Origin of the sequence: Mucilaginibacter sp., assembly GCF_964263795.1 — a bacterium.
Taxonomy (GTDB): domain Bacteria; phylum Bacteroidota; class Bacteroidia; order Sphingobacteriales; family Sphingobacteriaceae; genus Mucilaginibacter.
In genome coordinates this window covers 40,548-53,132 of record NZ_CAXVWK010000104.1, presented here as the reverse complement: position 1 = coordinate 53,132, position 12,585 = coordinate 40,548, and the positions used below count along the sequence as shown (strand labels likewise).

Here is a 12,585-nt window from a genome sequence, read left to right as displayed (position 1 = left end):
GCCATTAATTTTATGGACGGAATTAACGGCATTACAGGTGGTTATGGCCTTATAGCGTTAGTAACACTATTATATATCAATAACAAGGTTGTTCTATTTGCCGATAATTACTTTATTGTCGTAGCAATCATATCAGTTTTAGTTTTTAATTTCTTTAATTTCAGACCAAAGGCCCGTTGCTTTGCAGGAGATGTAGGTAGCGTTAGCCTCGCTTTCATATTAGTGTTTTTTATTTTGTTACTTGTAATAAAAACTCAAAACCTTTCATATATCTTACTTTTATTGGTTTATGGTTTAGATACAGCGACTACCATCATCTTAAGATTGATAAGGAAAGAACGAATTTCTGAAGCGCACCGTACTCATTATTACCAATTTTTGGCGAATGAAAAAAAGATGCCACATATTGCTGTAGCGTTAATCTACATGGCAGCTCAGCTATTTATTAACGGTATAATTATTTTCTTTTCGCCTTACGGAGCGTCATCAATAATTGCTATAATCGTTATCTCTACTGTATTATTCTTAGCTTTAAGATGGTATACAGAAGGCAGCGAAAGGTTATTACGCGCTAAAGTTGATATATCGGATTTTTAAGTTGCTATTTAGTTGTTACATTTGTTAATAACAAAAAACGTCGCCTTGTTCAACCAATTTAACATCGTTCCGCGCTGGATAATCTTCACCCTCGATATTATCATTAGTTGTGTATCGTTAACACTTGCTTATTTTATTAAGTATAATTTCGACTTTTCGTCACTCAACTATGTTGAGTTTAGTCAAAATATTTTAATCATATCGGCTTTAAATGTTTTAGTTTTTTTTGTTGTAAAAACTTATACTGGTATCATACGGTACACCAGCGCTCAAGATTCTTTTAGAATCCTGTTTGCTATACTCATTGCAAATTCTGCATTTGTGATAGCTAACTTTATAATCATAGCTTTCAGCGGCCATCCGCTTATCTCAAACAGTTTGCTAATGATCAATGGTCTATCTTGCTTTTTGTTAATGGTAACTTACCGGATATTGGTGAAATACTTTTTTTTATACATTAAAAATTTACGCTTAGATAAAAAAAGGGTAGTCATATATGGTGCCGGCGAAGCTGGGGTAGCTACTAAACGAACTTTTGATCACGACAACCGAGTAAATAAGACAATCATTGCATTTGTTGATGACGATTTGCGTAAAGTGGGTAAAACGATTGATGGTATAAAAATATTAAATGCAATGGAATTACCTCACCTTGTTAAACAACATGAATTAGATGAGGTGATTTTTGCATCATATACCATACCCCTTGAACACAAGAACAAAGTGGTTGATATGTGTTTGGAAAATGATATCAAGGTGTTGAATATTCCTCCGCATGATGCCTGGACAAGCGGTAAATTACAACCTACCCAAATTCAAAAGATAAATATTGAAGATTTGTTGAATAGAAAGTCTATCGAAATCGACATTTCCAGCATCCAAAATGAGCTGAAGGGTAAACGGATATTGATAACAGGCGCAGCTGGATCGATAGGAAGTGAAATTGTTAGGCAGTTGATGAAATTTGATGTTGGCCTTATCATTATGTGCGATCAGTCTGAGACGGCGTTACACCACCTTTATTTAGAGATAGAAGAAAGCCACACCAATCTCAATTTTCACGCCTATATTGGTGATGTAAAGGACGAAAACAGGATGCAAAACTTATTTGACACGTATAAGCCGCATTATGTATATCATGCTGCAGCTTATAAGCATGTACCATTAATGGAAGATAATGCCGCAGAATGTGTTAAAACTAACGTGTTAGGTACTAAAACAATTGCCGACCTGGCAGTTAAACATGGTGTGCTAAAATTTGTAATGATATCTACAGATAAGGCTGTGAACCCAACTAATGTGATGGGTGCATCTAAACGCATTGCCGAAATTTATGTGCAGTCGTTAAATAAGTCAATTAGTACCAAGGATTACAAGTTTAGTAACGGCTTAAGTGAAATTAATAAATCTACACCGATAACGAAATTCATTACGACACGATTTGGTAACGTATTGGGTTCAAACGGCTCGGTTATTCCGCGATTTAAGCAACAGATAGAAAAGGGTGGGCCAATAACTGTTACCCATCCCGAAATTACCCGATTTTTCATGACCATACCTGAAGCTTGCCGCTTAGTACTTGAAGCAGGCTGCATGGGCAACGGCGGAGAGATTTTTATCTTCGACATGGGTAAGTCTGTAAAAATTATTGATCTGGCAAAAAGAATGATCAGGCTTGCCGGACTTATTCCAAACCAGGATATAAAAATAGAATATTCGGGGTTAAGGCCTGGTGAGAAACTATTCGAAGAGCTTTTAAATAATCAAGAAAACACGATGCCTACCCATCACGAAATGATAATGATTGGCAAGGTGCGGGAGTATTTATTTAACGATGTAGAAGCGCAGATTTACGGCTTGATAACACACGCAAAAAATAATGATGATTTACAAGTGGTTAAGGGAATGAAACAAATTGTACATGAATTCAAAAGCAAAAATTCTGTTTTTGAAGAAATAGACTTGGCATTAAATACACTATAAATGATGAAAAATATTTTATTAATTGTATCATTTTTTTTTTTGATATCATGTTCAAAATCTGTAAAAGATGAAGTTCAGGTTTATAATAATGATTTTGAATCTGCTGACCTATCAAATATAGACCATGGCAGGATTATGAAGTTTAATGGCTCAAATGTGTTGGGTAATTATAATAATGAAGATTTTGCATTAACCGTTAATAATTTACCTAAACACGATCTGGTTAAAATTTCTTTTGATCTCTACCTTCATGATAGTTGGGACGGAAATAAAACAACTCCGGACGGCCCGGATATATGGCAAATGCTGGTTGATGGAAATCCTTATGTTAATGCATCGTTTTCTAATTCCCCATGTGGTGCTAATGTGTTTTGCGCACCACAATCTTACCCTTTAGATTATCCAAACAGCAATAGTAATCCGAAAGTTGGATCGTATCGAACAGATTTACCAGGCCTGTGCCAATGGTCGGCAGATCCTAACGGCACAACACTCTACAAAATTGAAAAGATTGTAAGACACTCATCAAGTAAGCTTATACTTCAGTGCATAGATAAGTTGGTGCAGTCTAATACCCCCGATCAAAAGTGCGATGAAAGTTGGTCAGTTGATAATATTAGTGTAAAAGCAATAACATTATGAGGATCATAAAAGTTGCTGTTATATGCATGGTTATGCAATTGATACAGTACAAGGGTTATTCACAGAGTTTACCCGTAGGTACGGTAGCATTAGAAGATTATTATAGAAATGCACAACTGCTAAGTACCGCGGATACCAATGTATCATTTACGGTTAGGCCCGTGTTTCCGGCCTTGTTAAAGAATGCAGTTTTGCCATTTTATCCCGACAATACGGAAAAGCGTTACAATTTGCTAAACATGGATGCTGAAGGCAGTTCGAAAAATGGAAAGTTTAAATGGCGTTTGATGCCAATGAGCTTTCAAACTCAGTTTAACTCCCACCACCCGTATGGATGGAATGACGGTGCCATGATACCATCGAAAGGCTTGCAAACGCTTACGAGTGCAGGTGTTTATCTTGAATACGGGCCGTTAAGCGTGCAATTTAAACCCGAATTAATTACTGCTGCAAATTCAGACTTCGAAACTTTAAACAACGGGCATTATGACGTTATTTTTGCACGGTACTATGATATTTATAATAATATCGATCTTCCGGCTAGATTTGGTACAGATAATTACACCAAGTTATATTGGGGACAAAGTAGTATCAGACTAAACTATAAAGCATTATCATTTGGCCTATCTACAGAAAATCTTTGGTGGGGACCGGGCATTCGCAGCTCATTATTGATGAGTAATACCGCGCCGGGGTTTGCTCATCTTACCCTCAATAGTTTAAAGCCAATAGAAACACCGATAGGGTCATTTGAGGGCCAGCTTATAGCGGGTAGACTGGAAAACTCGAATTTTGCGCCGTTAACACCAGATCATAGCTATTTTGGTACGAATTTATATATACCCAAACCCAACGACTGGCGTTACCTTGCCGGGTTAGTATTAACATGGCAACCTAAATGGGTACCAGGTTTATTTTTAGGTTTCGATCAAACCTCGCAAACCTACGGTAAAAATTTATCAGGAATTCGCGATTACCTCCCATTTTTTTCGCCTGTAAAAAAAAATTATGCGCCTAATAACGCTATTAACAAGCAAGACCAGCGAAATGCAGTATTTATGCGTTGGCTTTGGCCGCAGGAACATGCAGAGGTATATTTTGAGTATGGGCACAGCAACAATACTAATGATGCTACGCAGGATATATTAACGCCGGATAAATCAAGGGCTTATATATTTGGTTTAAGAAAGATTTTACCTTTCAACAAGTCAAAAAATGAGAATCTTTTGATAGGAATTGAAGTAACGCAGCTTCAGGAAAACTCAATAGATAATATTAAGGCTGGGTATGAGTGGTATGTTAGCAAAAATATAATGCAGGGATACACCAATAATGGCGAAGTGCTTGGTGCCGGTATTGGGCCGGGTGGCAATTTACAATCGTTAACTGTAAGTTGGATGAAAGGACTTAAGAAGCTTGGTATTCAGGTTGAGCGTTACGTACATAATAATGATTTTTACTATTACGCTTACTATGATTCATCTGATTTTAGAAGGCATTGGGTTGACTTGAGCGTTGGATTAAACGGAGAATGGAATTATAAAAATTTGATTTTTAATGCAAAATTACAAGGTATTAAGTCTTTAAATTACCAATGGTATTTGGATCCCGTACAAAGCGGCATTTATTTTGGGAATGGCATCAATGCTTTAAACGTGCAAATTCAGGCCGGCGCTACGTACCGCTTTTAACAGGTGCATAGATGAAGAAAACATTCTTGTTAACAATATTAATTTATACGCTTGCAAGCCTGAGCACCAAATTAAAAGCCCAATCTGTACCGGTAGGCGGTGCCTTTGACGATTATTACCGCAGGCAGCAATTATTAGGCAAAGTTGATTCCAGTTTATCATTTACTATCCGGCCTTTATTTTCAAATTCGGCCATTAAAACCCAAGATATATTTGACCCAGATAGCATATTAAGGAATAATAGCTGGACACAAAATTCCGCGTTGACTTTTGCCAAAGGGAAAGGAATAGTACAGATCTTACCTTTAAGCTGGCAGCAGCAATTTAATTCAGATCATCCATTTGGGTGGAATGATGGCGCAATGATCCCGGCTAAAGGATATCAAACGTTGATAAACGGGGGGTTTTTTTTTAAATACGGGCCGCTTACTATTCAATTGAAGCCTGAGTTTGTTTATGCTGCAAACCCCAGCTTTAAAGGATATTTATCTGGTCATATTAACGATTTGGATTTGACATCTTATTATGGCTATTATAATTATATAGACCAACCAGAACGTTTCGGAACAGGTGCTTACTCGAAAGCCTTTTTGGGCCAAAGCAGTATCAGGCTAAATTTTGGAGCGGCGTCTATCGGTCTTTCTAACGAAAATATTTGGTGGGGTCCAGGCATTCGAAATTCTCTCATCCTGAGTAACAATGCACCGGGATTTAAGCATATTACCATCAATACCACAAGGCCGATTAATATTTACATTGGTAAATTTGAGGGACAAATTATAGCGGGCAAATTAGAAAACTCTAACTATAGTTTACTTTCGTCATCTACACTTTCTACCGGCACGGATTTGCTTTTTCCGAAAAGAAATGAATGGCGTTATTTTGCAGGATTCAATTTAAACTATCATCCCAAATGGATTAGCGGATTAACGTTAGGTTTGACCAGGACATTTAATGCTTATCATTCAGACATAAGTGGAATCGGCGGATATATTCCGTTTTTTGTACCGTATCAAAAGCAAACTATTGCTAATGGTGATCCATTTCCGCGTGATCAGTATACTTCTTTATATGCGAGATGGTTATTTACCAAAGCTCAGGCGGAGATTTATTTTGAATATGGCTTAAATGATAATTCCTATAATTTCAGAGATTTTATTGGCTCTCCCGATCACTCAAGAGCTTATATACTGGGCATCAGGAAGATGATGCCATTTGGCGAGGCTATAGACCAACGTATATTACTTTCAGCAGAGATGACTCAACTTTCACAATCGCCAGACAGGCTAGTTAGAGAGGCGGGTGGTTGGTATATACATAACGGTGTAAATCAAGGGCACACAAATCTTGGGCAAGTTCTTGGTGCCGGTACAGGATCTGGTGGTAACTTACAATCAATTGACCTTAGTTGGGTATCAGGCTTTAAAAAGTTAGGAATTGGTTTCGAACGTTATGAGCATGACGTTGATTTTTACAGAACGGCGTTTTCTGATATAAACGGCAACAGCCGTAAGTGGGTGGATATAGCAATTGCGTTGCAGGGAGAGTGGAATTTCAAAAATTTAATATTTAATGCAAATTTGCAAGGTATTAAGTCTTATAATTATGAATGGACATTAAAAAACTACGACCCTTCAAAGTATTACATTCCTAATAATGATGTATTTAATTTCCATGGAGAGCTTGGCGTAACCTATCGTTTCTAATTTACCGATTTCTGGTAATCAATGCGTAAGAACTAAACAACACTACAGAAATTATCAAGCCGGCCAAAATGGCGATTGAATATTTTAACCTGTTTTTTTGCAAAGGGAATTCTGGTTCGTCCACAATTTGTACTGTAGGGGTTTCTTGGGCAAGTGAAGTTTTACTAGCCTCCAAATTTTTTACTGTTTCGGTATATATCGTACTTAACACGATCTTGTCGCGTTCACGAATCTCTACATTTGCGTTTGCTGATGTGTAAGCAGGGTTTAAATCCAATATGCTTTGATTTGCTGCTGATACTGAATAGGTTTTCTTATTAAGTATTTGGCCAATACTGTCGGCACGGTGCTGCAAACGCTCCACGTTGTTTCTTAATCTTTTAGTTTTAGTGGTGATAAAAAAATCTGTCGATTGCTTTATCATGCGCGTACAAAAAAGTTGAGCCAGCTTTTCATCCTTCATAGTGGTGTTCACTTCAAAAAAACCAAGCTTTTTATCGGTTTTACCGATGCCAAATTCGCCAGCTAGTATAAGTGAAGTCATTTCATGTAAAAGACTGTCCTGGAGTCTCGTATTGTGGTTGCCGTCCGGCGGGAACCGGGTTATCTTACCATCGGGACTATATTTTAGCCATTTTTTGTTTAGCTTGTAAACCGCGGCGTATTTATCTGCTAGCGTTTGGATGCTGTCGTAAGGTGTTAGCAGTGTTTTCTTAATTAACTTTTGACTTTTGATTAATTCTTGAACATTATCACCAGCTAATACTCCGCTACCACCGCCTATACCATCTAAATTGAAACCAAACTGTCCCGCCAATGCTGATAAGCCGCTGGCAGAACCAGACGATTTGGCGTCATCCACTACAAAAGTTAAACGGGCGGTATAAGTTGGTGTCCATAAAAACGCTGTTAAAGCACCACCTAGTGCTCCAACAATTAATAAGAGGGATAAAGTCTTTTTAAAACTTAGGATGTAGAAAAGATCGTTAAGTCGATCATTCATTAACTTTTTGAAAGAAAATTCAGGTTCGTATGGATATTGCGTATTCTCCTGGTTCATGCTATTTGTATAGGATTGCAAATAAACTTACTAAAGCTGTTAAAGCCGTGGCAATGGGCGCAATGTCGGCGAAACCAATTTTAAACCTGCTATCGGGTGTTTTTTCAGGAACAATGATCTTGCTGCCGGGCTTAACTGTCGGGTACACTCTAAAAAACAAAAAGTGGCGTACCGGCCTGTTTAAACCGTCAGGATATTTTATATAAGCGCCTTTTAGTCTTGCATTTTCGGTAGTACCGGCGGCAGAATTAATGTAATATTTAAAACTGCTGCCATTGTACGTTATGTACTGCGGGTTGTTAACTGCCCCGGCAACCTCAACGTACGATATTACGCGTGGAACATAAATACTATCGCCGGGGAGTAAAATCATATTTGAGCCAACTTTTTGATTGTTGTTTTTAGTTGACAGATCAAGGTTAACCCGTACACCTTTCCTATAAACCTGTGCATTTTGCAACGAGCCGTAAGGGGTTAAGCCTCCCGCACGCGTTAAAAAATCCAATGCGTTTTCATCACGTTTTTGAACCGCGTAATCACCGGGAAACAAAACCTCGCCTTTAACCGCAACGTTACCTAACGATCTGTAATTTACCAAACGCGGTACATATATATAATCCATTGGCTGTAGTTCAACATCTGGCGCATTTGCCAATGTTTTATCCATATCAACCGTAAACGTATTTACCAATTGGTTAGCTACGCTGTCGCTTTCATTTTTTATTATCCTGGATACTTCAACATGGTGATCAGCTGCCTCATCGTCGAAGCCGCCTGCCATAGCTATCAAATCAGCTAACTTTAAACCTTTGCGATAAGTAACAGCTACCGGGTTGCGAACGTAGCCGCTTATAGTTACTTTTTGATTAGGAGTGAAAACATCCCGATCTAAAATTACAACCGAATCTTCTCTTAGTAAAGGGATATCATTACGGCCACTAACAATATCTGAAGGTTTAAAAGAAATCGACTCACGCTCCAGATTTGGAAGTGTACGTTTGATATACCCACGTTCCATGTATGCCTCGGGTTTTAATCCTTGGGCTTTTTTTAGCAACTCTGCCAATGTGAAACCCGATGATAACTCGTAAGTACCCGGGCGGAAAACCGATCCTTGAAGGGTAATTCTGTTAGTGTATCGATTTGTTATTGCACCAATTGTAACTGCATCACCATTACGGGGTATATAGTTTTCAAACAGATTTGAAGGCACATCTTTTACCTCGCGTTCCAATGTATTTATCTGGTCAATTTTGGCAATACCTTTGTATGCAATATCCGTATAACCCCCGGCATATTTTATCAGGTCATCTAACTGCTCATTATCTTTCAACTCATAAATTGCAGGGCGTTTAACTTCGCCGGCGATGCTAACACGTTTTTTATAAACAGGTATGCGTATTACATCCTGATCTTCTAACCTTATATTTCCGTTCAATAGTCCTTGTTGCAAAAAGCTGTAGAAATCCACAATTTTAAAAATCTTGTTATTTCTGATTAATTCAATATTCCTTAAAGACCCATTGGCATTTGGCCCGCCAGAATTATACAAAATGTTGAATAACGTTGATAAAGATGATAGGGTATATGAACCGGGAGTTTTCACCTCACCTACAATGGTTATCTTAATACTGCGTGTGTTACCTAAATTAATAGTTAACTGTGTTTGCCCCGACGCCAAACCAGGATAAATACGCGTCATTTTATTTCTAATTAGGGTAGTTGCCTGTTCAATGGTAAACCCATTTACATAAACAATTCCCGCATAAGGCACTTGCAAGTTTCCTTCGGGTGTAATTTTAGATCGTACGCTTGTTTCATTTAAACCTGTAAGTAGAACAATCACCTCGTCGCCGGGGCCTAAAACATAACCTTTGGGTGTGGCAACTGAGAAGTTGGGTTCAAATTTTATTGCCGACTGATTAAAAAAATCTGTACCATAAATTGCCAAAGGGGCGGGGCCAGCGTTAACAGGGTTAGCAGCTAATTTGGGTTTAGGCACACTAACGCTATCGTCAACCTTTCTTGAAAAGTCTATATTTTCTTTCTCCGATTTAGAAGTAGTTTTAGATGCCGATGTTTTATTGAGACCTAAAATTTTGACGCGATCTTTAAATGCTTGTACCTCACCCTCTGGTAAGCCTCTTTGGGCCATTAACTTATAAGCTTCCTGTTCCGGTATGCCAGAGTCTTGCAATCGTTTCCAAACCTGAGTTATTTGCTCGTCAGATAATTGACTAACCTTAATATTTTGAATGTTACTCATCGAAATGTTTTGAGCAAAAATCTTATCAACATTAATGAATAATATAAGGAGCAAGAGTGTTATTAGGTACTTAAGACGCATGTAATAAATGATATAAACTAAGCTTACAAATATAAAATATTAAATGAGTGTAAGGCTATTTGGTTAAAGGGGTATTGGACACTGCACAAAACCTGATAATGTTGGTTTGGTGTTGCAGGATTAAACTTATTTAATTTTCAAGGCTACATTGTAAGCGGCCAATGTTTGTTCTGCTGCTCTGCGCCAGGTATGTTGAGTTTCTATTTTTTCTGCAAGTGCATTGTCAAATTTAGCGGTCAAGGCCTTTTCGATCGCAGCTCTTATGCTTTCCGGGCTTTCTGGTTTGCAGTAAAAAGCGTAGTTACCAAAATAATCTTTAGTATCCCCCTTATCAGTTATCACAATGTTACAACGCATTAGTGCTGCTTCTAAAGTACTAAGACCTGTGGTTTCAAACCAACTTGCCAGCACATGTACTTTAGCCAACTGATAATAGTTCACCAAATCTTGATGCGGGATACGATGAAGAAACGTGACGTTTGGCCCCGCTATCGCTTTACATTTATTATAATAGGATAATTGATTTGGCGATGGTGCCCCTATAAGTATCAATTTATAATCGGAACCATTAAGCGCTTTGATCAGGTTGAGTTGATTTTTTCGTTTTTCTATCCGCCCAACGCTTATTACTAATTTATTGTCTTTAGCCACGGTGGCATCGAACGGGAATTTCTCTGGATTAATTCCATTGGTTACCACAGCCCCTTTAGCTATTGTATACCTCGCTATAATTCGGTCAAATTCTGATTGTGAGTTAGGCAAAATCGCATTAGTGCTTTTTAAAACTTCAATAATGCTTTTCCGCTGGCCGTTCCATAAATATTTAAATGGAATTCCTTCTTTTAATCTCAGCCAGCGCGATACTATCCTTAAATAGTCTTTTGCATCTTCAGATAGCCATGAAAATAATGTGCTTGCTATGGATGGGTTGTATTTGTCATAATCTCCGTATGGGCAATGAATGGTAGATATTACAAAAGGCATATTGGCTAATTTACTATGAAGCAAGATGGCCGCCGGGCGGGTAATATGGAAAAAGTTAAGTATATTATATTGCTCATATTTTATCGTCGTGTTTGACAGCAGAATATCCACCTTAACACCTAATTCCTTTAACTGATTTGCCGTTTGGTCAATTTGTACTGTGTCGCCCCCTGCAATAGTATATAGATTAGGCCGGACTATAAATGCTACATTCATTTGTTTGAAATTGTTGATACCTCAACGAGATAGAAAACGGGCTAAGTTAATATTTTATTAGCATAGGCTCGAAGCATTAAAGTAAACATGTAAAAATCTTTCAAACGTATTGCCTATCCACTGATTTTTTTAAATTCACTAAAAAACAATTGCACCCGATGTTTGTAATAATGATAACAGCCAACTTCCATTACATTAATAAATGCGTACTATATTTAAATGCACGATAGATGTTTAACAATAATTAAATACTTTATTAAGTAGAAAGCGTGCGACGGGGAGTTGTAGCAGGATTAAAAAAAGATGATGGTAGTAAGGCAAAAAAAGCTATTTTTGATGCGAGATGTGTTGAAACATGTCTAACAGCAATTTAGTACATCTACCAGGTTTGCTATATAGCTTTAACGTTTTATATGAAGAAAAAAATCTACATTGCTGGTGCTGGAGGAATGCTTGGCGAAGCGTTTTATCGAATATTTAAAGATGACTACGAGTTAAAATGTACTGATAAAGACGTTAATGAAAAGTGGCTTAGTTTTTTAGATTTTCGAGATTTTGAGAAATATAAAAAAGAAGTAGAGACTTTTAAACCGGATTATCTATTTCATTTAGGCGCTTATACGGATTTAGAGTATTGCGAACAACACGTGGATGACACATATCTTACTAATACAACAGCTGTAGAAAACGCTGTTTACATTGCCAACAAATTAGATATTCCGTTATTGTATATTAGTACCGCCGGTATTTTTGACGGCAAAAAAGATTTTTATGATGACTGGGATGAGCCTAATCCCCTTGGCCATTACGCAAGGTCTAAATATATGGGCGAGCGTTATGTTAGAGAAAATGCAAAGCGGTTTGTTATTTGTCGCGCAGGTTGGATGATGGGCGGCGGCCCTGAAAAGGATAAAAAATTTATTAATAAAATTATTAAGCAATTAGTGAGCGGTAAACGTGAACTGCATATTGTTAACGATAAAGACGGTACGCCGACATTTACGGTCGACTTTGCCAAAAATGTAAAGCTTTTATTGGAGAAAGAATATTGGGGACTGTATAATATGGTTTGTAATGGCGAAACAAGCCGTTATGAAGTTGCGGAAGAACTTGTTAAGATCTTAAACCTAAACAATCATGTCACAGTTCATGAAGTAACATCAACCTACTTTAAAGATACTTATTTTGCTCCCAGGCCTCCATCTGAACGCCTTATCAATAGGAAGTTAGAGCTGAGAAGCATGAATATTATGCGTGACTGGAAAGTTGCGCTTAATGAATATGTTGAAGACTATTACACTGATTTTCTGGAAGGTAAGTTCCAAAATATTAAAGAGGAATCATCTGTAATATAATTTA

Annotated in this window: 8 protein-coding genes and 1 pseudogene; 6 read left to right on the top strand and 3 right to left on the bottom strand. The window is 37.6% G+C overall.

The window, feature by feature from the left end; genetic code table 11:
* The 5 genes and pseudogenes from ACE5CV_RS17040 to ACE5CV_RS17020 all read left to right on the top strand — a co-directional run.
* Positions 1 to 597, top strand: a pseudogene (locus ACE5CV_RS17040) (UDP-GlcNAc--UDP-phosphate GlcNAc-1-phosphate transferase); the annotation flags it as partial.
* A 45-nt stretch (positions 598 to 642) separates the two neighbouring features.
* Positions 643 to 2,580 (top strand): polysaccharide biosynthesis protein, encoded by a 1,938-nt coding sequence (locus tag ACE5CV_RS17035; protein ID WP_374951396.1) that lies wholly within the window; start codon positions 643 to 645, stop codon positions 2,578 to 2,580.
* Positions 2,581 to 3,222: a hypothetical protein gene (locus ACE5CV_RS17030; protein WP_374951395.1), complete on the top strand. Its 642-nt coding sequence runs from the start codon at positions 2,581 to 2,583 to the stop codon at positions 3,220 to 3,222.
* Positions 3,219 to 4,913, top strand: coding sequence for a capsule assembly Wzi family protein (locus ACE5CV_RS17025; protein WP_374951394.1), 1,695 nt, complete (start codon positions 3,219 to 3,221; stop codon positions 4,911 to 4,913). Before ACE5CV_RS17030 ends, ACE5CV_RS17025 begins: the two co-directional genes overlap by 4 nt.
* 11 nt (positions 4,914 to 4,924) lie before the next feature.
* Positions 4,925 to 6,619, top strand: a complete 1,695-nt coding sequence (locus ACE5CV_RS17020; protein ID WP_374951393.1) for a capsule assembly Wzi family protein — start codon at positions 4,925 to 4,927, stop codon at positions 6,617 to 6,619.
* A 1-nt stretch (position 6,620) separates the two neighbouring features.
* On the opposite strand, the gene ACE5CV_RS17015 is transcribed toward ACE5CV_RS17020, so the two are convergent.
* From ACE5CV_RS17015 to ACE5CV_RS17005, 3 genes are all read right to left on the bottom strand, one after another.
* Positions 6,621 to 7,679 (bottom strand): hypothetical protein, encoded by a 1,059-nt coding sequence (locus tag ACE5CV_RS17015; protein WP_374951392.1) that lies wholly within the window; start codon positions 7,677 to 7,679, stop codon positions 6,621 to 6,623.
* A 1-nt stretch (position 7,680) separates the two neighbouring features.
* Positions 7,681 to 9,945: an SLBB domain-containing protein gene (locus ACE5CV_RS17010; protein ID WP_374951391.1), complete on the bottom strand. Its 2,265-nt coding sequence runs from the start codon at positions 9,943 to 9,945 to the stop codon at positions 7,681 to 7,683.
* Positions 9,946 to 10,152: 207 nt separating this feature from the next.
* Positions 10,153 to 11,226: a glycosyltransferase family 4 protein gene (locus ACE5CV_RS17005; protein WP_374951390.1), complete on the bottom strand. Its 1,074-nt coding sequence runs from the start codon at positions 11,224 to 11,226 to the stop codon at positions 10,153 to 10,155.
* A 413-nt stretch (positions 11,227 to 11,639) separates the two neighbouring features.
* Here ACE5CV_RS17005 and ACE5CV_RS17000 point away from each other — a divergent pair, with 413 nt between their 5' ends.
* Positions 11,640 to 12,581: an SDR family oxidoreductase gene (locus tag ACE5CV_RS17000; protein ID WP_374951389.1), complete on the top strand. Its 942-nt coding sequence runs from the start codon at positions 11,640 to 11,642 to the stop codon at positions 12,579 to 12,581.
* Positions 12,582 to 12,585: the final 4 nt, after the last annotated feature.